The following is a 24,508-nucleotide window of genomic DNA, read 5'->3' as shown; positions in this document are numbered from 1 at the left end:
GTATTCGTGAGAGCCATCAAAGTCTACTTGCTTCAATCTGTAATAGTTTACTCCGTGGTAAGGATCTTCATCTTTTACTTGGTAGAAGATTTCTTCTACGCTGTTTCCGGCGGCTTCTACTATTTCTATAGCTTTATAATCTTCAGCATTAGCTGATCTTTCTACAATAAAGTGATCAGAATCTATCTCTGTAGCAGTTGCCCAGTAAACACTTACGGCAGTACCTTCCTTCACTGCATCAAATGCAATCAATTCAACCGGTAGTGGAGTTATTTGAGCCTGACCTAAAGTAAAGGCATCTCCGTCTGAGAAGTTTGTATTATTAAACTGTACTTGTCCGCTTGTTGGATTAAAGACTCCATTTGATTGGATAAATGCATTTGTAAATGTGGAATCATTATCAAAATCGTTGTTTATTAATAACACATACTCATGATCAGGTAATAATGGAATGTTTTCAACATCAAAAGTTGCTCTTACAGTACCGATATTGGCTGTTCCAAAAACGCCATTTTTAGAGGTTGATATTCTCCATACCTGCTCAATTCTTTCGCTAACTAAAGCCGGTACATCTACAGTATCGTTTGAATATCCGGAATTATCATGACCCCAAATCATAAACTCACCATCTTCAAGGTTTTGAGGCATTCCAATTGTTAAAATTGCAGATCCTCTCGCATTATTATGTAGACTGGTTTCGCTTACTCTTCCAATTCCGGCTACTTCAAAAGAATGAGAAGTTTCATACTGGAAATAGTTGTTCGGAATGGAAATGCCATATTTAGCTGATAAGTAATTTTCAACAATTCGCTTTCTGGCTTCATTAAGAGCACTTCTGAAAACTAACACCTCAGCGAGATCCATTCTGGCAAGAGTTGTGTTTCCTGTCATCTGACCAATTCTGAATGGTGCGGTTGAATTCACTATGTAAGGCTGTGAATAATTAGGATTGTTCCTGTAAGCTATTTCTGCACCATCGATACGCATTTCATTTCTATCAGCACCAACATTGGATCCTTTATAGGAAATGCTCAACATTTGTGGTGAGTTCAACTCAGAAAGATTAAATTGTTGATTAGATTCTCTTCTTTGATTATCTGAATTAAAGTCAGATACAAATCTTCTGGAGTTAAAAAACATTGAATAAGCATTTTGATTATTCCAACTAACTCTTTTCGAAACAATTGGCACCAAGTCACTCTGGTTATTTGCATTCGGTTTTACTATTGCATATATAGTAGTCTCCGTTAAAAAATCAAAAATCTGATTATTTGGTATTTCTAAAGGATTAGCAGAGCCATCAAACTCAATATAAGGCTTATCATTAAAGAACGCACCGGACGGTCTGTAAACCGGCTGATTTCCACTACTATTTATGGCAGCATTTTCGTTACCTGACTGATCTACCCATTCTGAAATTGCGTCACCATCGTTCAAATTTAAAATATCTGCTGCCAACCATACTATATTATATATTGAATCTCCTACTCCACCGGGACCGGTTATACCCCAAATATCGTCATCTATAATAGTGTATCTGTGTGTATCAATTGCGCCGATAGTTGCATACTGAGCATTATCTATTAATGAAATGTCAATCCAGCGATTCGGCTCTTCCTTTGTATTGTCAATAACTACAATTTCTTCTATAAAGGTGGTTGTGTCGCCCGGCTCAAAACGTAAGGTGCTTGCTCCTGAAATATAATAATCCAGTTTAGATCCGGTTCTTCTGGCTGAAATGTCTGATGCATACCAGTTCACTTCAATAGGAACAGAAGCTCTTCTATCCATTTTTAACTCAAACTGAGGGTTAGCCAGACATTCACATCCACTGGATGTATCTGCAACAAAACTAACTACCGGAAATGGATCATTATCATCTATTTGAATTACGTGCTTTGCAAAATCAAAGGAAGTGTTGTCTACTTTAATTCTTGCACCGGTTGATGGTGCATCTATTTTAAGTGCTAAATATTCTTCTAATTGAAAGATATCATTATCTATAATTTCAACTCTGAAATCAAAAATACTGTCTCCGGCAGGAATAGTAATAGTAGCCGTGTGTAAAAACTCACCGGCAAATGCCTGAGTGGTATAAGTATGGTCAAAATCATAATCAACTCCTAAAACTGCTGTAGTACTGTTGATTATATTGTAAATATCCATTTCTATTGGCGTATTTGAGGAAGAAGTTAAAGTAATTTCTACCTCTAAATAAGTGATATCTCCTTCCGTTACAAAAGAACTATCGGTAGTAAATTGAATTAAACGTCCTTCATCATCATCCAGAATATTGTGGGTTTGATTACCCGATACTATATTTACAGATGATGGTGAAACGCTTGTACTATCTAATGTTACATTAAAATTTCTGGTACCGTCAAAGCAGCCATTGTCCCATATGTCGACATATATATACTTAATTTTTTCACCGGGATCAAAGATTAAAGTACCTGAAGTATCTGCATAATCTTCTTTTTCTATTATAAACCCATTAAAAGCTAGTTGAACAGTATCATGTTCGCATTGAAGCTGCCATGCAGAATTTGGATCACCAAATAAAACAGGGTTATTTCCCGGGTTAGCTGTACCGGCAGTTGTAAAATAGTCAACCGTTACTTCATTAGCAGGAACATAGTTAAGAGTGACTTCAATTTGTGCAGGACCTTGATTTTCAAAAGTACTGGCAACCGGATGTGTAAAACGCATCTCCGGACGGAAAGCGCCTATAGTTACAAAATCTCCGTCTTCAAAAGAAATATCATCTGCCTGATAATAAAGACCATTACTGTCTAATGCTAATTCATATATGGTTAAATTACTATCAAAATCTCGGTTAGAAGCTACTAAAATAGAATAAGAAGTTAAGCCGGTTGGCAAAGGAGGCATTTCATCTGCTTTTACGAAAAAAGAAACAGTTCCTACACCGGTTGGATTTGTCTGACTGTTACTTTCAGTCTCATCTAATCTCCACATTCTAGTTATTCTTTTAACATCACTTTTGCCGGAGATTGAATTTATAATACTTGATTTTGGATTACCGTCATGACCCATAAGTAAATAATTGCCAACGTCTTGAGATCCAATCATTTGAGAAGGATTTCCTACTCCTAAAATGTCTGAAAACCCAAAAACATGTTTATCATTACCAGCTGCACTTTCTAATCCAATACCGGCTACATCATTTCCGAACCAGTTGCCTGTTCCAAACGCATCGTGTGCATATCTGTCTCTGCTTCCAATATTTACATCATATTTAGATGCCAAATAGTTTGTTAAAATTATTCTTTGTGTTTTATTTAAAGAATCACTAAACATTATGATTTCATAAATTTGGCCTTCAAACAATTTATATTGAGCCGTTGCACTCGAGTCCAACGCACCTATTGTCAATGGCCATTCATTTCTGGCTATGAAATTTTCATTACTTCCTTCATTACCTCTGGCAGAGAAAGAGCCATTAATCCAGTTTGTCGTCTGACTTTGACTGCCATCAAAAATAGTCCCCAGTATATAAGGAGTATCATTTATAATTGAACCTGCCGGTGTTCTATTGTTATTTCTATGTTGGTCACCGTTTATATCAGCCATATACTGACGGTTATTCCAGAATAAAAAAGCATAAGATGAACTGCTCCAGGGGTTAGAAACATTGGGGTTTCTTCTGGACAATATAGCCTGTGCATCTGCTGCAGAATTGGAGTTTTGAACATCTGTAGGAACTATCATAGTGTACATCGTCAAATTTGATATACTGTCTAAACCGGTAGAATATCCCTTATCAGGAATTACTAGATACTCCCAGATTCCCTGAAAATCAATATATGGCTTTCCGTTTCTACCACCGGTTCCTAATACCGGTCTTTGTCCGGTTATGTTTTGTATGGCATGATTTTCCCGACCGGACATATCATATAGCGTATTAATTCTTTGATCCTGAATAGTAATATCAACGTCTCCATCTGCTTTTAGCCAAAGGACATTGTTATCGGAATTACCGATACCTCCGGGACCTGTCTGTGCTGATACGCAAATTCCCAAAATGAGAAAAAGAGAAAGGTGTAAGTAACATTTCATAAGCTTGATTTTATAGTGTGTATGATGAAAAAGTTTCTTGCTTGATTAACTGTTTCCATTGCAAGATACTATCAATATTTTAACAATACAAGTTTTTTACGATATTTTATTCAGATTTATAACCACTTTTAAGATTAGTATATACAAATGTTATTAGTTGTTTTGGTTATGTAAATGCTGATGCTGTTGTATACACTTAGTCTGGCGTTTTTTTGAAAGTATTTTTAGTTTAAAAAGATATAATTGGTGGTTATTTAAAAATTACAATTTTCAATATTTTTTGTAAAATTAAAATTGGCTTGATATTTGATAGAGATTTAAAATTGATTTTTTATTTATTCAGGAATTTACAAGGGAGAAAGATTCAAGAGCCCAAATTTCAGGAAGGCCAAGGCCCAAGGAAGAAAAATGTCAAAATTATGATGGAAAATGGAAAATGGAAAATGTGAGGGGAGCTCCCTCCGGTTGGCATCGCCGTAGCCTGAGCGGCCTGTACAGAGCAGAGTCGTAGTAAGTCGAAGGCAGTACTTATTAAAGAGAAAACCGCTTTCGCTCTGCGTCTCGCGAGCGTAAGTGTTGAGCAGCCTCCGGCTGGCATTTAATGGTCTAATGCTATTTTTTAAGTTAGATTTTCATAATTTCAAGTCAGTTGACTTCGACTCCGCTCAGCCACCTATCTGCCTATCAATTAACTGTTTCGATGGCAAGTGTATTGGGAGCTTTCTGAACCCGGTCGTCACTCTTATTGCTAGTGAAGAGTAGAGTCTCCCAATTAATACGGAGATGCTTCCTGACGCCGGCATGACAGAATGGAGGAGGGGTTTTCTTATTAATAAAAGGGTTATAAGGGCATTATAAAACTTTTTGATAGCCCATGCACCTAATCAGGAGATTGTCACACTTCAAGCATGCCCGTAAAGCTCCCCTGTTGAATCTACCAATGACGGTGTGGTGTGAGGCTGTTCTCTGTCCATTTTCTTCTCATAGTCTAAGCGTTCCGGTTTTCTTGTTTTATTGGACAACTCCTCAAGGCCCGACTTACGGCACGGTAGGCTTTAGCTTTTGTATTCTAAACTCCAAGCAGAAAGACCATAAAGAAGCCGTTTTGCAGAAGGGATGCGGCATTGTTTTTATTTATCAGTTTAGGGATTCATTGATAGAGGCAGTGTGTACACTGAGCATCTTGTGTTGAAGGTAGTCAAAACAAGTAGAAGTCGAACTTAGAAAAACTTCCAAACTTAACTGCAAAAACACCTATAATCATCAATAACGCAGCGTAAAATGTTGTTTGCGTATTCCTTTTCTAAAAAATACAAGTCCAAATTTATAAATATCAATGGTTAAATTTGCTTCCGGTCTTTTTGCAATGCTTTCCCAGGCATTATACATATCCCCGGACCAGCGTATATCGTCAAAAATTATGACTGTATCTTTTTCTTTCATCAAAGGATACAATAAGTCAAAATATTTAATGATAGCTTCTCCTTTATGATTTCCGTCTATGAATACAAAGTCCGGGATAAAGTTTTTCTGATGTAAAAGTTCATGCACATTTTTTTCAAAATCACCTTCTAAAGTTTGTACATTTTCAATGTCTAAAAATTGAAAACTTTCAGCAGCTTTTCGCGCAGTTTTATTGCAGCCCTCTATGGTGATTATCTGAGCAGAACTTTTTGCCAAGGCTATATAAGCGGTGCTGATTCCTAAGGATGTCCCCAGTTCCAGTATTTTTTCCGGTTGAAAGAAATTTACTAAACGAAACAGGAGTTTGCCATATTTAGCATTACAAGCCTGATTTTGAATGACTTTTTTGGTATTTCGAATCTTTTTTTCACCGGTAAATGTCCCTGCCCCTAAATCGGTATACTCATAACTCTCATTCTTTTTTATCCATTTTTTTCTTAATAAGTCTACTTTTTCAAAGGCATAAAAGGAGCGCTTATCTTTGATAATCTCCTCTATAAACTCATAAACAAAAGGGGAATGAACATCAAATCTGGTTTTGGCAATTCGATAATATTTCAAGTACCACAATAGTTGGTTCACTTTTGATAACATTATTCCGCCAAATTAAAATTTTGAATCTCTGAAGTAAAAGCAAAATTCAAATCAGGAAAATCCTCTTTCACCACATTCAGTATCCATTGAGAAGGAGCCAGAAATACGTATTGTCCATGCTTGTCAGTTGCAATTTGACCTTTTTTTAAGCGAACAAATTCTTCGAGCTTACTTGTGTCATCAGAATCTATCCAGCAGGCTTTGTAAACATCTACATTTTCAAATTCACAAGAGGCTCCGTATTCATTTAATAATCGATGCTGTATCACTTCAAACTGTAGTTGACCGACAGCACCAATAACTTTTCTCTGGTCTAAGTGGTTTGTAAAAAGCTGAGCCACTCCTTCATCCATAAGCTGCTCTATACCTTTGTTTAATTGCTTTGTCTTGGAAGGGTCTCTGTTAACAATGCTTTTAAATAATTCAGGTGAAAAACTGGGAATTCCTTTGTAAAAGAACTTTTCACCTTCAGTTAGGGTATCTCCGATTCTGAAGTTACCCGTATCATGAAGTCCGATAATATCTCCGGGATAGGCGACATCCACAATTTCTTTATCCTGTGCTAAAAAAGCAGTGGGAGAGGAGTATTTAAATTGTTTATCTAAGCGGACATGTAAATAGTTTTTATTTCTTTCAAACATGCCTGAACAAATGCGTACAAAAGCTATTCTGTCCCGATGTTTCGGGTTCATATTGGCATGAATTTTAAAAACAAAACCACTGAATTTAGATTCTTCAGGCTTTACGAGCCGCAATCCTGTTTCGCGGGCTTGAGGTGGTGGTGCAATATCAACAAAGCAATCCAGCAACTCTTTTACACCAAAGTTATTTAAAGCACTACCAAAAAACACCGGACATATACCGGCTTCTCTATAGGCTTCTAAATCAAATTTCGGATACACTCCCTCTACCATTTCGACTTCTTCCCTTAGAAGATCGGCTTCTTTTTTCCCAATTACTTTATCTAATGCTTCGTCATGTATATTGTCAAAAGTAAGGCTGTTATCTTTCGATTGTTTTGTATGGCTTTGGAATAAGACCAGTTTATTTTCAGAAATATTATAGACCCCCTGAAATGTTTTACCGATACCAATTGGCCAGGAAAGTGGTTTTACTTTAATATTTAGCTTTTGCTCCAGTTCGTCCAGCAAATCAAACGGGTCCTGACCTTCCCGATCCATTTTATTGATAAAAGTTATAATAGGTGTATTTCTCATTCGGCACACTTCAGCTAATTTTTCAGTTTGTGGCTCTACACCTTTAACACAATCAATAACCATAATGGCACTGTCTACTGCTGTTAAAGTACGATAAGTATCTTCACTGAAATCCTGGTGACCGGGAGTGTCAAGTATGTTTACTTTTCTTTTATTATATTCAAAACCCATTACAGAGGTAGCTACGGAAATACCTCTCTGACGTTCAATTTCCATAAAATCACTGGTGGCAGCTTTATCTGTTTTTTTAGATTTTACAGCTCCGGCAATTTGGATAGCCCCTCCAAAGAGTAATAACTTTTCAGTAAGGGTGGTTTTTCCGGCATCCGGGTGACTAATAATGGCAAAAGTTCGCCTTCTGTTCAGTTCGTTAATTCTTTCTGACATTTTTCTGTCCTGATTTTTTTGCAAAGTTACGTTAAATTGGAAAGCTGTTCTTTTTTATTTAAAAAATTGTTTTGCCCCAGATAAATCTGCTCATTTACTTATTTGATTCCTTAGCTTTCAATATTTTTGCAAAATGGAACCAATCAGATTATATGTAACCGGCGGGACTTTTGATAAAGAGTATGATGAAATCAATGGTAAGCTTTATTTTAAGGATACGCATTTGCCCGAATTGCTTAAGCTCGGTAAGTGTACTTTAAATGTAGAAGTAAGAACTTTAATGATGGTTGATAGTCTGGAAATGTGTGATATGGACAGACAATTAATTGCAGAAAATTGTCAACGCGCAGAAAGAGATAAGATAATGATTACGCATGGTACTGATACTATGGTCAAAACAGCTTCCGTAATAGCTAAGTATAATATAAATAAAACAATAGTGTTAACAGGAGCGTTAATCCCTTATAAATTTGGTTCATCTGACGGATTCTTTAATTTAGGGAATGCGATGGGTTATGTTCAACTTTTACCTCCGGGAGTCTACATTGTAATGAATGGTCGTTATTTTAATTGGGATAATGTTCAGAAAAATTACAAAACAGGCGTTTTTGAAACGATTCATACTTGACTTTTATAAAAAGTTTATATATCATTGTATAATATCGATGCTTAATGAAAAATATCCTTAACAAAACGGTAGAACAGATAATTCTGGAAGATTTTACTTTTGCAGGTGTTTTACACTATTTTGGAGTCTCCTACAGTGAGCACTTGTCTGATAAAATAGAGCAATTATGCAGCGAGAAAAAGATTAATTTTTCTTTATTGGAGAAGCAGTATGAGGCAAATATTAATGTCGGAAAATTCAGTTTTACGGAACTTAGAAATAAACCTATATCCCAATTACTTGAAGTCTTAAAGCAGTCTCATTATCAATTTGTAAAAGTTCGAATTCCTTACATCAACAGCCTGATTATTCAAAATAATATAGCTGAAATTTCTAATGATGACCATTCTGAATTGCGTTATTTGTTTGATATGTTTGCAATGGACTTTATTCATCATGTACGCGAAGAAGAAGAAGTTATATTTGATCATGTAATTAATATGTGTGATGCTGCTGCGGGGAAATATGATATGCTGGCTTTACACAAATTGCTATCTAAAGTTTCTATTCAGGAAGAAGCAATAGAACATGCCAGCCCTGATGAAGATATGCGATTTATTCGGGAAATAAATGATCAGTATATATCCTCTTTACAATCCGGAAAAAAAGTGTCCATTGAATTACATGTACTTTTTTCTGAAATGAAGTCTTTTGAAAAGGATTTGAGCACACACTCAAAAATTGAGAATGAGATTTTATTTCCAAGAGCTATTAAGCTTGAGAAAAGCTTGTATAAGGAGTTGAGTTCTACAGCTTCCTTAAATTAATTATTTTACAAAGATTACTTTTTTATTATCAACTCTGAAGCGGGGGCCGTAAATGCCCTGAGGTTTTCCCAATCCAACACTTATCACCATATTGATTTCAGCTTCTTTAGGTAAATTCAAAAACTTTTTAATTCTGCTTGAATCGTGCCCTTCCATTGGACAACTGTCATAGCCTGCCGCTTTTACGGCGAGCATAAATGTTTGGGCAGCCAAAGAAATGCTTCTGTGCGCTGAAATTCTTATATCTGTATGGGTGACCTCACGAGGAGTCGGTTTTTTCATGCCTCTGAAATTTACGATGATTTTTTTTACAAAATCACTTAGAGAGCCTAATCTTCTGCTGTATAGCATTGGGATGATTTGCTCATAATATTTAAAAGCTCCGTTTTTTGCTCTTTCAGCTTTCGTTAAAGTTGGAAATTGCTTTTCCAGTTGAGATACAATTTCCTTTTGTCTGTCTTTCCACTTATCAGGCCTGCTGACAAAAACAACCATTTCTCTGGATGTTGCTGCGGCCGGTTGATTTAAACAAAAAGTAGTCATTTTCTTTTTTGCCTCCGGAGAAATAATTCGGTAAAATTCCCATAATTGTAAGTTGCTGGAATTAGGAGATAAGACTGAATTTTCCAGGCAACTTTGAATAATATCATGATCAAAAGGAGTTTCTAAATCGTAAACTCTCACAGAGCGCCGGTCATTTACTATTTCTTCAAATACTTTAAATTTATTTTCCAATTTTAATGTTATTTATTGATTCATTGCCACAAATTTACAAATCTGAGTTTGTAAAGACTTGAAAAACACAATTAATTGGAAGTTGTTTAGAAAAAATATTAAGTTCGTTCTTCAATAAATTAAAACTAGTAATAAATGTCAATTTGTATAGCAATAGCCGTTCCGGACGGCATAGCCTTAGCGGCAGATAGTCAAACTACCTGGAATCAGACAATCACTCAGGTTAAAGAAGCCGGCACCGGCAGGATAGTGTCATTAGAAAAGCCGATTCAACAACCAATATCCTGGTCTAAAATGGCCCGAAAGCTTTTTGATATAAAAATTCAGGATTCCATATTTGGAGTATGTGTAGCCGGAACCGCAATTTTAAATCATAAAACGATTTATTCTCTTTTTAAATCACTTGAAGCAAGCTATGAAGGTGAAAATAATTATGACGCAATTGTAAAGTATTTTGTACATGGTGTGCAAAAACAAATGCAGGTTCAGCTTGGAACAGAGGAGCTAAAGAATGCCACTCAGCGTTTATCCGTTGATTTTATAATAGCAGGTTATGAAAATAAAGATGTTTCAAAACCCAGAATTGAGTCTCACATGGTTTTTTCGGGAAAAATTATGATAGATAATAATCTAAATGACAGCGGTCATATAGTTAGGTGGAGAAATACTAAAGGAAGCGCACGTTTTGGAGGATGCTGGATAGGCAGAACCGAATTTATCTCTCATTTAGTAAACCAAAAATCCAATTTACCGCCAATACAGGGGCAGTATGAATTATTGTCATTGGCTGATGCAGTTGACTACACTCGATTTTTAGTTGATTTTACCTGTGATTATCAACGTTTTGCCATAATGGTGCCTGATTGTGGTAAGCCTATAATCAGCGCTAAACTTACTCCTTCAAGTTATAGTGAAGAGATAATTTAAGGCCTGATATCTAAAGTTATTTTTTCACTTTTTATTTCCTTGTTTTCTAGCATTAACTCTGCACTGAATACCACTTCGTTTTCAAAAGAGTCACCGGTTTGCATAGGTGAGGGGGGAGCCATCATTGCCGCTTCCCAGTCCCAAATCCAACGAGCTTGACGATCTCGGCCTGTCAGATGCTTGTGCTCATAAAATAAATCCCGATAGCTAAAGCGAATGAGTTCTATTTTTTCTCCGGATTGTAAGGTGACTTCTTCTTTTATACTGCTTTCCGGATATTTAATAATATTGAGAGTTAATGGAAATCTTTGAGATGAACCTTGTCCGGTTAGTGTTAAGTTTTTGAGTAAGTTTTTGGGCAAAGTAATGCTTTTTCCTGTATTGTTTACCAATTGAATGCTTAAAAAATCAGATTCATTTTCACCGGGTGAAAAATAAGTAGTACTGCTTACTACTGACAATTGAACTTCACCTAAGTTTTCTTTTATTTCTTCTACATAATCTGAGATTGTTTCAGCATCAGCTACATCTACTTCTTTAAGTTTCGGTTGATCATCAGATTCGGTGTTGGTTTTGTTTACAGATGATTCTACACTTCCGGTACATGAGACAAATTGTATAGTGGCAACTATGATTAATAATGTTATTTTTTTCATTTCTCTTATTGTTTGAGTTAAAATTAAATATTTTTTCTAAAATCAAAGTCAACTTAAATATGGATAAACTTGTTGTAAATTAACTTTCTTATGTAATAATACACGGTTAAAATACCTAAAAATTTTACATTTTGGACTAAAAATTAAATTAACTTTAAGTTTTCATTGTCTAAGAGTATATATTTGTGAGTGTCAGATGGTTTATATGAGGTATTTAAACTAATAAGGAACTCAATTTTTAAGGACGAAAGAATTCATTGTTTATAAATAAAACATATGCATATTTTATTGAAGTAGAATATTTTTAAAAATGAAAACGTGTATAGACGAAACTTTAACGGAAATAGATGATTTTTTCTCTACTTTTACAAGAAATCCACTTGTTTTTAAAGCTGAAATGCTAAGTATATTTAATGAGAGTTTTGAAATTTTCAAAAAAGAAATTAAAAGAGCAATAAGCAATGAAGATAAGAAGGCAGCTTTATTTTTGATACACAGATTTAAATCAAGTTTGCGTTCTATAGGTGTTTCTGCCTTAGTTGATATAAATAATGAATTGGAAGCCGAATTGTCCGAGAATAATTTTTCGGAAAGGTTCTCAAAGAAATTAAGCAAGCAGATGGAATGTATTGAGATTTGTCTTAAAAAGTTAAGCTAGAGGAAACTATATGACTGAGGAGTACAGTTGATTTTTTATACTTTTGTTGAATTAGTTAAAAAAAAACCAGGAGAAAATGAAGTCTGAGGAGTATTCAAAAGTAATTTTCATAGTAGAAGATGATACCGGCTACGCCAGAATGCTAAAGTATCTTTTTGAGATGAATCCCGAACATGAAGTTCATATATTTGAAAGTGGTAAGGAGTGTATAAATAATCTTCATTTAAATCCATTGGTTATTACTTTGGATTATTCTTTGCCGGACATGAAGGGGGAGGATGTACTTGAAAAAATCAATAAACACGATAAGGATATTAACGTGATAATTTTATCGGGTCAAAAAGATATTTCAGTTGCCGTAAACCTGGTAAAGCAGGGTGGTGCGTATGATTATATTACAAAAGATAGTCAGACAAAAGATCGCTTATTAAACATAATTAATAATATTTACAAAAACTCTTTATTAGTTAAGGAGTTAGAAAAGGCAAGAAGAGAGCTATCCGATAAGTATGTGTTTTCAAATACTATAATGGGAAACAGTGCGCCAATGAAAAAAGTATTTGATCTATTAGATAAAGCAGTACAGACAAATATTAATGTAACTATTTACGGAGAAACGGGAACAGGTAAAGAATTAGTTGCAAAGTCCATACACTATAATTCAAATCAGAAAAAAGGACCTTTTGTTCCGGTAAATGTTGCGGCCATACCTAATGAGCTATTGGAATCTGAGTTATTTGGTCATGAAAGAGGTGCATTTACAGGAGCTTCCTCATTAAGAATAGGTAAATTTGAAGAAGCAAATAATGGCACATTATTTCTCGATGAAATAGGTGAAATGGATTTTTCGCTTCAGGCAAAACTATTGCGAGCCATACAGGAAAGAGAGTTTTCTAGAATTGGCAGTAATAAAATTATCCCTTTTAATACCAGATTTATTGTAGCTACAAACAGAGATTTAAAAGAAGAGGTAAAAAGAGGAAATTTTCGGGAAGATTTATATTACAGATTGATGGGTTTACCGGTATACCTGCCACCATTGAGAGAGAGAGGAAATGATATTTTGCTGTTAGCACAATTTTTTCTAATTGAATTTTGCAAACAAAATAATATTGATTTACCTGTGATTAGTTCAAAGGCTAAGAAAAAATTGTTACGCTACCACTATCCCGGTAATGTAAGGGAGTTAAAGGCTATAATTGAATTGGCAGCCGTGATGATTAATGGTAAAGATATTGAACCGGAGGATATTTCATTTTCGGAAGATCATATGGTTGAAGATTTGCTCAAAGAAGAAATGACCATGAAAGAATATAGTAACCGTATTCTAAACTTTTATCTAAAAAAGTATAACGGCGACATTAAGAAAGTAGCTCAAAAATTAGAAATAGGTAAATCTACGATATATAGAATGCTCAAAGAGATGGATGTTTAATTTTATTATATTTAATATAGCCGTTTATCACAAATAGGTTTTTTTTGTATTTTTTTTGATTAACAGCAGGGTCTACTTTTGCTGTCAAATCAAAAATTATATACTCATGAAAAATTACTTATTTCTAATTTTAGTACTCAGTGTACTAGTTTCTTCCTGTAAAAAGGATAATGATGACTTGCCAAGCAGCGGTGAACCAATTGTTTTAACGGGTTGGCAAGAAGAGCCCAGAACACTTGAAAATCGTTTTTCAGATCCGAATGCGTCTGACTACATAGTAGAATCTACCTGGCTATTACGGGCTCATGTGATAGTTGAACCGGGTGTGAGAATTGAAATGTCTTCCGGAGCCAGAATTAATGTGGCAGAAGGTGGGATTTTAACAGCAGAAGGTACTGAAGACGAGCCAATACTTTTTATCGGCTCGGAGCCGGTGGCAGGATATTGGGATTACATTCGTTTTGACCACTCTAACAGTGTCAATAACATTTTATCGCATACCATAATAAGATATGGTGGTGGATATTCTACTTCTTTTACTGATGCTGCAGTTTTTGTGAATAATGATTCCCGTTTAACATTAAAAAACTCTGAAATCTCCCATAGTGCAACGAATGGCTTTAAAGTCAATTTTAGTAGTGGGATTGTTCAGGATTTTAAAAATAATACAATTAGTCATTGCCAGCAGTACCCAATTAAGCTTGCCAGCATTGCCCAGATAGCAACATTTGATGAAACCTCAATATTTGTGAGCAATAACACTTATGAAGCTATTTCTGTTGAAGGAGCTCACATTGAATCACCACTTAGTATTCCTAAAGTGAATGGTCCGATTATTTTGAACGGACTTACCTATTTAAAAGCTGCTGTAAGTGTTGATGCCGGTTCTGAATTTTTGATGGGGCCTTCTTCAAGAATTGAGGTTACTCAGGATGCATCACTCAATATGATAGGAACAGAAAACAATAGAATAACTTTTACAGGTCGTGAAGAAATGCCCGGTTATTGGGATTATATTCGCTTTAACAATTCAAATTATTCATTAAATGAATTGCAGTATGTAGATGTTTCGTATGGTGGCGGTGGCCCTTCCGGTGCATTTGCTGATGCCATTATTTTTGTAAATGGCGGAGGTTATGTTAAAATGGGAAATTCTTCTGTTAATTACAGTGAGCAATACGGAGTTAAGGTTCGTAATCAAAACGGAAACTTTGTAGATGAAGGAAACAATACTTTTACGGGAAATTTATTAGGTGACATCAGTTTGCCTTAGTTTTAAGGTTTATGTTTTTAGTTTAAAGTGGGAGCTTGTTAATTTACAGGTTCCCACTTTTTTATTGAAACTTACAAACAATATAAAGCATTTAATAAACTAATTTAGATGGTTTATGCAGGAATAAAAATTGTTTTCATCACAAATAGATAATAATGTATTTTTAGTTTACTCATTAGATTGTACCTTTGTCATTGGATTTTAAAACTAAAAACATAAAACATGAAGAATTTTTCTATTTTATTATTACTGTTAAGTGTATTATTTTTATCATGTCAAAAAGATGATGAAGATGACCTACCTACCACCGGTACGCCCATTGAATTATCAGGGACACAAGATGTTCCGCTTACATTGGACAATCGATTTCAAAGTGCAACGGCATATGATTATTATGTATCCGGTACATGGAATTTAGATGCTGCCGTAACTATTGAACCGGGAGTTCGAATTAGAATGAATGCCAGTGCAAGAATTAATGTTAGAAGTGGCGGATCACTTGCGGCAGTTGGTACATCTGATTTGCCGATTGTTTTTGATGGAGAAGCACCTACTCCGGGATATTGGGATTACATACGCTTTGATAACTCAAATAACCCCAATAACAAGCTGATACATACAATAATTCGAAATGGAGGAGGGAATTCTGCCAATGCAGGAAATGCAGCTGTATTTTTACAAGGGAACTCACAATTGGTTATGCAACATTCTGAGGTTACAAACAGTGCCCGTTATGGCATTCGTATTCGTCAGGTTGATGGAAGGTTAAATGATTTTTCAAATAATAAAATTGATAATTGCCAATTACACCCAATTAGCTTGGCTTCACTGAGACAAGTATCCGGTATTGATGGTAGTAATAATTTTGTGGGCAACAATACTTATAATTCTATTGAGGTGGGTGGTTCAAGTATTGATGTTCCCTTTACGGTAAAAAATACTGTCGGCCCGATAAACCTTAAAGGTACTACTAACATGAGTGCAGCGCTTACTATAGAGCCCGGTACTACTATACTTATGGGGCCTTCAGCCAGATTAAATATTTCAAGTAGTGGTTCTATTAGTATGATTGGTAATCCCGATAATATTATTACGGTAACCGGAGAACAGGAAGCAAAAGGTTACTGGGATTATATAAGAATTGATAACTCAAACAACCCATCAAATGAATTTCAGTATGTAGACATTTCTTATGGTGGTGGAAATTCTGCTAATGCCGGAAATGCAAATGTACACATTAATGGAAGTGGATTCCTGAAAATGGGCAACTCTACTGTCAGTAATAGTGCACGCTATGGCTTGAGAGTTAGAAATAATGATGGAGTATATGAAGATTTAGGAAATAATACCTTTTTTGGTAATGAATTAGGTGATGTAGAATTACCTTAATATAGTAAAGCTTGTTTCATTTTAATAGCGGAAGGATATCAAATTTGATGTTCTTCCGCTATTTTATTTTTTAAATTTGCTATAGTTTCATAAAGTCTGTTTGATAAACAAATATTTCTATTTTTTTGTCTATACTTGTTATTTAAAGTATTTATTAGTTAATGAGGTTTATATTTTTAATATTTATATTTTTTTCGATTGAGAGAATACAGGCACAAATAGTTATTCCTTTTGCAGCTCCGTCAGCATCTGAGGTTTTTGATTTTAAAGAAGCCGGTCAGGTGTTTGCAATTGACTATAAGGCTGCCGGACAAAATATAGTGTGGGATTTCTCAACAGTTGTTGCAGTAGATGATGTTTCTGAGGTTTACCTGAGCTCGTTTTCTGTCCCTTTTCAGTTCTATCCGGCATTTACAAATCCTATTTCTCCACCTATTTCAAATATCGCCAGAGAAAATCCGGCATTTGATTTCCCGGGACCCGGCTTTGATATTGATGATTCCTATATTTTTTATCATACTTCTAATGATGCATTTTTAGATATGGGTTTTGCTTTTTTGATAAACTCAATTCCTATAACAGCCAGATATGATAATCCTGAGGTTATACTTGAATTTCCCTTAACTTTTTCTAATCAATGGTCAAGTGAGAGCACTGCCGACGTTGATATTCCATCTTTAGCTTATTGGCAGCAGCAAAGAGAAAGTTCATCTGAAGTTGATGCCTATGGGCAGCTTATTTTACCGAATAACGTCAGTGTTGAGGTTTTAAAAGTAACAACAACAGTTTTAGTAAAAGACAGTATTTTTAATTATGTGATAGGATTTCCTTTTAGTCCGCCTGCCAGACTGGAAACTTCTTATCGATGGTATGCAGAAAGCTATAATTTACCGGTTTTTGAAGTTTTAACTCAATCAGCTCAAGCCGGTGGGAATGAACAAGTTACTTTAGTTCGATATAAGGAAATCAATGTTAATAATGTTAACAGCCCCAATGATTTCATAGATCATTTTTATGTGCATGAAAATATTGCACACATTTCATTAAAGAATACTAATGAAAAAATTAAATTAAATATCTATGATGTTAGTGGCAGAAAAGTAAAAGACTACCAAGTCTTAAATCGCTCAGATTATAAAATTGATCTCAACTCACTACAGACTTCAGGAGTTTATTATCTACATTTTCAAACGAAAAGTGGAATGCAATCAGTCAAATCTGTATTTATACCCTAAAGCGTTTTACTTTTTGATATACATTACTTCTTTAACCGCTTTCACAACTTTTTCAACATCAGGTAAAAATGCTTTCACATGAGTCGGGGCATAATGCAATGGTGTGTCTGCAGTATTAACTCTGATTAAAGGTGCATCCATATAATCAAATGCCAGTCGCTGAACGCTGTATGCAATTTCAGTAGAAACAGCTCCAAAAGGCCAGGCTTCTTCAACTACTATGATTCTGTTTGTCTTTTTTACAGATTTGAGAATCGTTTCATAATCGAGAGGACGTATTGTTCTTAAGTCTATAACTTCAGCACTTATGCCGTCTTTTTTCAGTTCTTTTGCTGCATCAAGTGCTACTTTAACCATTTTGTTAAAAGAAACAATAGTTACATCAGAACCCTCTTGCTTAATATCTGCTTTGCCAATTGGGATCAGATATTCCTCTTCAGGAATTTCGCCGGTATCAGAATACATTACCTCAGATTCCATAAAAATCACCGGGTCTTCATCTCTGATAGCAGATTTTAGAAGCCCTTTGGCATCATAAGGATTAGAAATAGAAATTACTTTAAGGCCGGGCGTATTAGCCATCCAGCTTTCAAAACTTTGGGAGTGTTGCGCGCCCAACTGACCGGCAGAACCACTGGGGCCTCTGAAAACTATGGGACACTTAAATTCACCACCCGTCATAGCCAACATTTTAGCAGCTGAGTTTACAATTTGATCAAAAGCTAAAACAGCAAAGTTAAATGTCATAAATTCAACTATCGGTCGCAATCCGTTCATTGCAGCACCAACTCCTAAACCGGCAAAACCTAATTCTGAAATTGGGGTGTCAATAATTCTTTTAGCTCCAAATTCGTCCAGCATACCTTCGCTGACTTTGTATGCACCATTATACTCAGCAACTTCTTCACCCATTAGAAATACTAACTCATCTCTGCGCATTTCTTCTTCCATTGCTTCTCTAATAGCTTCTCTTAGTCTGACTTTTTTCATTATTCGTTCTATTTGTATTGTGTACTTTAGATAAACATGAGTATCTAAATCGGCAATTAAATACTTAGTTTTTTATTTAAAATTCATGCAAATATAAATGATTTAATTGTATTTGGCAGCCATTGGGCGAATTTCGATATTAACCGGTAAAAAATTTCCCGGAGTGTTGATAAAATATAGAATCATATCGGCTACATCTTCTGGCCAAAGCATGGTGTCATTTGCTTTTACAGAATCTACATGCCTGAAAAATTCAGTATTTACAGAGCCGGGATAAATACAGCTTACTTTGATGTTGTCTTTTCTGACTTCCTTGAATAAAGATTCTGAAAAACCTCTGACCGCAAATTTTGTTGCCGAATATCCGGCACCTTCCTGAACTCCTGTGAGTCCGGCTATAGATGCAATATTGAAAATGTGTCCGCCTCCGGCTTTGCGCATGTAAGGAATTGCCGCTTTGGTGGCATAAAATATTCCATGGACATTAGTGTTAAACATTTCAAGCCATTGCTGAGAAGACATCTCTTCTGTTTTGGAGAAATAGCCTAAGCCTGCATTATTTATTAATACACTTAAGGCATCACCTAAAAATGCTTTACTGCTTTCAAGAGCTTTTAATACAGATTTTTCATCACCCATATCCGTGTCAATGTGGATGAAGTTTTTATGGTCAATTTTTGTTTTACTTCTGCTCCAGCCCGCAACTTTATATCCTTCTTTCAGGAATAATTCTGTCACTTTAAAGCCTATGCCTTTACTACTTCCGGTTACTATTGCTGTTTTAGTCATTTCGTATTTTTTTTATAACTTGAAATTAAAATCATAGGGCTAACAATCCCTGCTTGGTTTAGTTTTAAAACAAAAGAATCGTTAATTATGAACTTATCATTTACAAAAGTAAAAGAAACTTGCTTATATGTTAAAGACTTAAGCGCTACAAAAGACTTTTATCATAAAAAACTCGGACTTCCGGTGATTACTGAAGTGGAAAACAGACATATTTTTTTTCGTGCCGGAGAAAGTGTTTTACTGTGTTTTATTTCTGAAAGTACAAAAGAAGATAAGAATTTACCTCCTCATTTTGGAGAAGGTAAAATGCACTATGCATTGGAATGTAAAAAAGAAGAATATTTGCAGTGGAAAGCTTTTTTTCAAAAGAAGAATATTCCCATAATTCATGAAGAAAAATGGGGGAGAGGGTTTGAATCATTCTACTTTGAAGACCCAGAAAAACATGTAGGCGAAATTGTTATGAAAGGTATGTGGGGAGATTAATGGTTAATTTGAACAATAGAACATTTGAATGAAGAAATCAGAAATCAGAACGTTACTAAAATTAACCCGTTTCTTTCATTTTTACTTCACTATTCGATTGTTCGAATGTTCTATTATTTTAAAACCCTGATTCAGTGAATGTTTGTAGATGCATGCAGCAAATTAAAAAACTACTCCATGAAATTAAAAATTTAAAACTAGGTAACCCATTGCACAAAACAGGTGAATCATTCTACTTTGAAGACCCTGACAAACATGTAGGCGAAATTGTTAAGAAAGGTAAGTGGGGAGATTAATGGTTAATATAAATTTTCTGAACTTGCCTTTGCGCACCCTTGCTGACTCTTAAAAGATATAAACCACTACTGAGGTTTCCGGTTTCAGTTAAGGTAAAATGGCTGTTTTTATAAATTTCCCGGTGGTTTTGATGAATAATTCGCCCCTGAATATCAAACAGTTCAAATACAAGCTTTTTAGATTCAACAGTATTTATGTTTACTTTCAAAAGATTGTTTTGCACATAAGCTGTAAAATCTATGTTGTTTTCTAAATTCCGGTTATGGTTAAAAGTGAATAAAAACGGCTCTGTATAAATACTACAATTTTCACTTTGAACAATCTCTAACATATAAACGCCCTCACTTTCCGGAAGAATAAAGTTTTGTTGCGGGTTTGCAGGCAATATTTCACCGTCTAACATCCAGTTGTAAAAAGTACCGTTAATACTGGAAAACAAGGTATCGTTCTCAAAGTATAAAAAGCCACTATCGGGTTGTTCAAAAAACTCAAGTACAATCTCATTCGTGCCGGAACAACCGTTCTGGTAGGTAACTATTACCGAGATAGTGTCATTATCATATATAATTGTATTTGCCTCAGTAGAGCCAGTACTCCAAAGGTAGCTGTTATATACATTTTGCGTGCTGAGTATTATACTGTCAACGGAGCATACTGCGTTTCCGGGAATGGCATTTATGGATGGGGAAGGAGAAGGTAAAACATTAATTTGGACTTCTGAGGTATCAGAACAGCCGGCCGGGTCAGTAACTATCACAGAATAAGTACCGCTTTGATTAACGATAATAATACTGTCAGAACTTCCATTATTCCAGGAATAGGTGTATGAATCATCAGAGGCAGTACTTAATATTGCAGATTCTCCTTCACAAAAGTCAGAATCACCTGTGATTTCAATTTCAGCAGTAGCCGGATTAAGCAAACAGGAAGCATTAAAGTCTATAAAACTTTGATTTTCAATATAATCATTGAAAGTTTCCCAGGCAGTGCATTGCCCTTTTAAAAAATAGTTTAGCCAGGGTAAAATTAAATCATTTGTTCTGCTTTGTTGCACGGCTCTTGAAATCGAAGCAGAGGGGGAGCAGGTGCTTTCTCCAAATGAGCAGTTGAAATTAGAATTGGCAAATTGACAATGGCTGGCACCTTCAATGCTTACATAAAATTTACAAGCAGTCGAAAGTTCGTTGTACATAAGTATCTGATGGTCACCCGGAGGGGTTACACAATCATTGGCACCGGCAATAACCAATGAAGGGATATCTATATTTTCAGCCGCCCCAATAGCAGAAGGGTTGGTTTCAGCTGCCGCTAATGTAATTTTTGTTTTAATGGCAGAATGCCCTCCGTCAGCAGCTAAAAAAGCAGCACCTCCACCCATTGAGTGCCCCAATACGGCGGCTTTATTATTGGTTTTCCCATAAAAGAAAGAGCCCGGTGTATTGCCGGATTGTATAATCTGACCAACTAAAAAGTTAATGTCAGCACCAAAATCACCATGACTGGGAGGAGGAAAAAGGGTGTTTTCAGTTTTGGGGAAAGCAACTATATATCCTTGAGATACTAAAAACTCCCATATATTTTGGTAGGCCGACCATTCCATTGCAAATCCGTGCCCAAAAACTACCACCGGGAAAGTACCGTTCGCAAATGGAGTCTGAGTGCCGGCAGTTTGTGCAGGATAATATATTTCTGTAGGTATGCTTCTGTTATTTCTGTCCGGATCTTGATAAGTGATAGTATATCGCCCAATTTCAAAGCTATGAGCACTTACAGCAGTTAAAATAAATAGAAACAGGAAGCCGGTAGATTTAAAAAGTATATTTTTTCTCATTAAAGGTACTTAAAAGTGTATAACCGTAATTTAATCTAACTAATATAACAAAAACTTTAACAATTCTATTTCTAAAAAGTTGAAATCTATGAATTTATATACATAATTTATAATTGGTTATCTGTTCTTGTTAGAGTTGAATTTTTGGTTTTTTAGATTTAAATTTACTTTCTTCCATTTGCCATTTTCCATCATAATTTTTCCATAAACTGCAAAGCGCCTACTGCCGCTGTCTAAATTTTCTTGGAATTTGGGCTCTTGAAATTTGGGCTCTTGGGACTTGCGAAGCATATTTTCCATCATAATTTTTCCATTTCTCTCTTGGGTCTTGGTTCCGGGATAAACCCGCAAGGTTTACTTTTATAATGAATTTTATTGTTAGTGAATTCAGATGCAATTGAAAAAACAAAAACCTTGCGGGTTATTCAAGGATTATTTCATAATAACGGATTTTTTAGGTTTTCCCTTTTATGAGCCGGCTAATAAAATTGCTGCCTTTGAATTTTTGGAATTTGGGTCTTGGTCATACTTGGGTCTTGGTTCTTTCATAAGTGCCTACTGCCACTGCCTACTTTCTCCTTTGGGTCTTGCGAAGCAAATTTCCATTTTCACCCTAAATAAAAACAATGAAATCCACAGATTTTAGGATTAAAAGTAGAAGAAAAGCACTGCTTTATTAAAGAAAATGTTTTAATGCTTATCTTTGCACAAAAAAAGTGAGCATGGTTTATTTGACGAGGCGCGAAACCTTTAATGCAGCACACAAACTTTTTAATCCTAAGTGGTCAGAAGAAAAGAACAGAAGTGTTTTTGGCAAATGTGCAAACACAAACTGGCACGGTCATAATTATCAATTGTTTGTAACTGTAAAAGGAACGCCTGACCCGGACACGGGGTTTATCATAAATGTGAAAGAGTTAGGAACTCTCATAAAAGAAAAAGTGATTGATAAATTAGATCATAGAAATTTGAATATGGATGTTCCATTTTTAGATGGAATCATGCCTTCTACCGAAAATTTGGTAATCGCCATTTGGAAAGAACTGGAGCTGAATATTAAAGGCTGTTCACTACATTCCGTTAAGCTTTATGAGACAGAAAACATATATGCAGAATATTTTGGAGAATAATTAAATCAGATACATGAAAGAAAATCCCAAAAATTACAAGAAAATAGATGTTTATAATGAAGGACAAACGGATTATCTCGCTGATTTATATGAAAAAATAATTAAAAGTTTGGGAGAAGATTCTTCCAGAGACGGCCTGATTAAAACACCCGAAAGGATAGCTAAGGCCATGCAATTTCTTACTCAGGGATATCAAATGGATCCGGCCAAAATTTTAGAAAGTGCCGTTTTCGATGAAGACCATAATGAAATGGTTGTGGTAAAAGATATTGAAGTTTATTCACTTTGTGAACATCATATACTTCCTTTTTTTGGTAAGGCTCATGTGGCTTATATCCCTAATGGGAAAATAGTTGGTTTAAGTAAAATTCCTAGAGTAGTGGATGTTTTTGCAAGACGACTGCAAGTTCAGGAACGATTAACTACTCAAATTATAGAATGTATAGTAGATGTTTTAAAACCACAGGGAGCAGCTGTAGTTATTGAAGCTCAGCATCTTTGTATGATGATGCGTGGTTCTCAAAAGCAAAACTCTCAAACAACCACATCGGCCTTTAGAGGAGAGTTTATGAATCAGGCAACCCGAACCGAATTTCTTAACTTAATCAGATAAAAATTAAATATGAAAGCTTTTGTTTTCCCGGGTCAAGGGGCACAGTTTACCGGAATGGGTAAATTACTTTATGATACTTCACCGGCTTCTAAAACTATTTTTGATAAAGCCAACGAAGTACTGGGTTTTGAGTTGACGAAGGTGATGTTTGAAGGTGAGGAAAGCGCTTTAAAGCAAACAAAAATTACGCAACCTGCGGTATTTACACATTCAATTGCAGCCTATAGTTCAGTTAGTAGAAATATTAAACCGGATATGGTTGCAGGACATTCGCTGGGTGAGTTTTCTGCTTTGGTTGCGAATAAAACCTTAGAGTTTGAGGATGCTTTGAAACTAGTCTATAAAAGAGCGCTGGCCATGCAGGAAGCTTGTGAATTAGAACCTTCTACTATGGCTGCCATAATCGGACTTGACGATAATATAGTTGTTGAAGTCTGTAATTCTATCAGCGATGAAATAGTTGTGGCTGCAAATTTCAATTGCCCCGGACAGCTCGTAATCAGTGGTTCGTTAAAGGGAATCGATGCTGCCTGTGAAAAACTAAAAGAAGCCGGAGCCAGAAGAGCTATGATATTAAATGTAGGTGGTGCTTTTCACTCACCACTGATGGAACCGGCAAGAGTGAAACTGGAAGAAGCAATTCTTAAGACACATTTTTCTAAGCCTGAATGTCCCGTATATCAAAACTATACAGCTACTGCTGTTTCTGACCCTGCAGAGATTCAAAAAAACTTAATTGCTCAGTTGACTGCTCCGGTAAAATGGACACAAAGCGTTGAACAGATGCTTGCAGACGGTGCAACAGAATTTATGGAAATTGGTCCCGGAAAAGTTTTACAGGGATTAATACGAAAAGTTTCAAGAGACGTTAATGTAGGTGGGGTACAATAA

22 protein-coding genes are annotated in these 24,508 nt (G+C 35.4%); 13 read left to right on the top strand and 9 right to left on the bottom strand.

The window, feature by feature from the left end; all coding sequences use genetic code 11:
* From EA412_04450 to EA412_04440, 3 genes are all read right to left on the bottom strand, one after another.
* A partial coding sequence (locus tag EA412_04450) for a hypothetical protein (GenBank protein ID TVR80751.1) occupies window positions 1-4,077 on the bottom strand: 4,077 nt, incomplete at its 3' end.
* Between the two features lie 1,263 nt (window positions 4,078-5,340).
* Window positions 5,341-6,135 (bottom strand): class I SAM-dependent methyltransferase, encoded by a 795-nt coding sequence (locus EA412_04445; protein ID TVR80750.1) that lies wholly within the window; start codon window positions 6,133-6,135, stop codon window positions 5,341-5,343.
* Entirely contained in the window at window positions 6,135-7,739 is a 1,605-nt protein-coding gene (locus tag EA412_04440; protein TVR80753.1) for a peptide chain release factor 3, read from the bottom strand. The genes EA412_04445 and EA412_04440 overlap by 1 nt, the downstream gene beginning before the upstream one ends.
* Window positions 7,740-7,872: 133 nt before the next feature.
* On the opposite strand from EA412_04440, the gene EA412_04435 reads away from it, so the two are divergent.
* Together EA412_04435 and EA412_04430 are read left to right on the top strand one after the other, a co-directional pair.
* Window positions 7,873-8,367, top strand: coding sequence for an asparaginase (locus EA412_04435; protein ID TVR80749.1), 495 nt, complete (start codon window positions 7,873-7,875; stop codon window positions 8,365-8,367).
* A gap of 44 nt (window positions 8,368-8,411) precedes the next feature.
* On the top strand, window positions 8,412-9,173 hold the full coding sequence (locus EA412_04430; GenBank protein ID TVR80748.1) for a hypothetical protein: 762 nt from the start codon (window positions 8,412-8,414) through the stop codon (window positions 9,171-9,173).
* On the opposite strand, the gene EA412_04425 is transcribed toward EA412_04430, so the two are convergent.
* Window positions 9,174-9,908 carry a nitroreductase family protein gene (locus EA412_04425; protein TVR80747.1) on the bottom strand — a complete coding sequence of 245 codons (735 nt, stop codon included), beginning with the start codon at window positions 9,906-9,908 and terminating at the stop codon, window positions 9,174-9,176. It lies immediately after the preceding gene.
* Window positions 9,909-10,043: 135 nt separating this feature from the next.
* Between EA412_04425 and EA412_04420 the strand changes: the two genes are divergently transcribed.
* Window positions 10,044-10,835 (top strand): hypothetical protein, encoded by a 792-nt coding sequence (locus tag EA412_04420; GenBank protein ID TVR80746.1) that lies wholly within the window; start codon window positions 10,044-10,046, stop codon window positions 10,833-10,835.
* On the opposite strand, the gene EA412_04415 is transcribed toward EA412_04420, so the two are convergent.
* Entirely contained in the window at window positions 10,832-11,491 is a 660-nt protein-coding gene (locus tag EA412_04415) for a hypothetical protein (GenBank protein ID TVR80745.1), read from the bottom strand. The genes EA412_04420 and EA412_04415 overlap by 4 nt on opposite strands.
* 310 nt (window positions 11,492-11,801) lie before the next feature.
* On the opposite strand from EA412_04415, the gene EA412_04410 reads away from it, so the two are divergent.
* From EA412_04410 to EA412_04390, 5 genes are all read left to right on the top strand, one after another.
* On the top strand, window positions 11,802-12,149 hold the full coding sequence (locus EA412_04410; protein TVR80744.1) for an Hpt domain-containing protein: 348 nt from the start codon (window positions 11,802-11,804) through the stop codon (window positions 12,147-12,149).
* Between the two features lie 76 nt (window positions 12,150-12,225).
* Window positions 12,226-13,584: a sigma-54-dependent Fis family transcriptional regulator gene (locus EA412_04405; protein TVR80743.1), complete on the top strand. Its 1,359-nt coding sequence runs from the start codon at window positions 12,226-12,228 to the stop codon at window positions 13,582-13,584.
* A 106-nt stretch (window positions 13,585-13,690) separates the two neighbouring features.
* Entirely contained in the window at window positions 13,691-14,857 is a 1,167-nt protein-coding gene (locus EA412_04400; protein TVR80742.1) for a hypothetical protein, read from the top strand.
* Between the two features lie 222 nt (window positions 14,858-15,079).
* Window positions 15,080-16,246, top strand: coding sequence for a hypothetical protein (locus EA412_04395; protein ID TVR80741.1), 1,167 nt, complete (start codon window positions 15,080-15,082; stop codon window positions 16,244-16,246).
* A gap of 161 nt (window positions 16,247-16,407) precedes the next feature.
* A complete protein-coding gene (locus tag EA412_04390; GenBank protein TVR80740.1) occupies window positions 16,408-17,481 on the top strand; it encodes a T9SS C-terminal target domain-containing protein in 1,074 nt (357 codons plus the stop codon).
* A 6-nt stretch (window positions 17,482-17,487) separates the two neighbouring features.
* On the opposite strand, the gene EA412_04385 is transcribed toward EA412_04390, so the two are convergent.
* A complete protein-coding gene (locus EA412_04385) occupies window positions 17,488-18,471 on the bottom strand; it encodes a pyruvate dehydrogenase complex E1 component subunit beta (protein TVR80739.1) in 984 nt (327 codons plus the stop codon).
* Between the two features lie 102 nt (window positions 18,472-18,573).
* Window positions 18,574-19,260: an SDR family NAD(P)-dependent oxidoreductase gene (locus tag EA412_04380; GenBank protein ID TVR80738.1), complete on the bottom strand. Its 687-nt coding sequence runs from the start codon at window positions 19,258-19,260 to the stop codon at window positions 18,574-18,576.
* An 87-nt stretch (window positions 19,261-19,347) separates the two neighbouring features.
* On the opposite strand from EA412_04380, the gene EA412_04375 reads away from it, so the two are divergent.
* Window positions 19,348-19,746 carry a glyoxalase gene (locus EA412_04375; protein TVR80737.1) on the top strand — a complete coding sequence of 133 codons (399 nt, stop codon included), beginning with the start codon at window positions 19,348-19,350 and terminating at the stop codon, window positions 19,744-19,746.
* A 292-nt stretch (window positions 19,747-20,038) separates the two neighbouring features.
* Here EA412_04375 and EA412_04370 read toward each other — a convergent pair whose 3' ends face one another.
* Together EA412_04370 and EA412_04365 are read right to left on the bottom strand one after the other, a co-directional pair.
* The gene (locus tag EA412_04370; GenBank protein ID TVR80736.1) at window positions 20,039-21,874 is read right to left on the bottom strand and encodes a T9SS C-terminal target domain-containing protein; all 1,836 of its coding nucleotides are present in this window, start codon (window positions 21,872-21,874) and stop codon (window positions 20,039-20,041) included.
* Between the two features lie 117 nt (window positions 21,875-21,991).
* On the bottom strand, window positions 21,992-22,225 hold the full coding sequence (locus tag EA412_04365) for a hypothetical protein (protein TVR80735.1): 234 nt from the start codon (window positions 22,223-22,225) through the stop codon (window positions 21,992-21,994).
* A gap of 40 nt (window positions 22,226-22,265) precedes the next feature.
* Here EA412_04365 and EA412_04360 point away from each other — a divergent pair, with 40 nt between their 5' ends.
* The 4 genes from EA412_04360 (at window position 22,266) to fabD (ending at window position 24,508) form a co-directional block, all read left to right on the top strand.
* The gene (locus tag EA412_04360; protein TVR80734.1) at window positions 22,266-22,520 is read left to right on the top strand and encodes a hypothetical protein; all 255 of its coding nucleotides are present in this window, start codon (window positions 22,266-22,268) and stop codon (window positions 22,518-22,520) included.
* A gap of 76 nt (window positions 22,521-22,596) precedes the next feature.
* Complete coding sequence (locus EA412_04355) at window positions 22,597-23,004, top strand: 6-carboxytetrahydropterin synthase (protein ID TVR80733.1); 408 nt, start codon at window positions 22,597-22,599, stop codon at window positions 23,002-23,004.
* A gap of 13 nt (window positions 23,005-23,017) precedes the next feature.
* Window positions 23,018-23,617, top strand: a complete 600-nt coding sequence (folE, locus tag EA412_04350) for a GTP cyclohydrolase I FolE (GenBank protein TVR80732.1) — start codon at window positions 23,018-23,020, stop codon at window positions 23,615-23,617.
* Window positions 23,618-23,626: 9 nt separating this feature from the next.
* Window positions 23,627-24,508, top strand: coding sequence for a [acyl-carrier-protein] S-malonyltransferase (gene fabD, locus EA412_04345; protein ID TVR80731.1), 882 nt, complete (start codon window positions 23,627-23,629; stop codon window positions 24,506-24,508).

The sequence above is a fragment of the Chitinophagaceae bacterium genome (assembly GCA_007695095.1).
Lineage (GTDB): Bacteria > Bacteroidota > Bacteroidia > Chitinophagales > REEL01 > REEL01.
The sequence above is the reverse complement of the archived record's forward strand: the minus strand, read 5'-3'. Positions and strand labels throughout refer to the sequence as shown.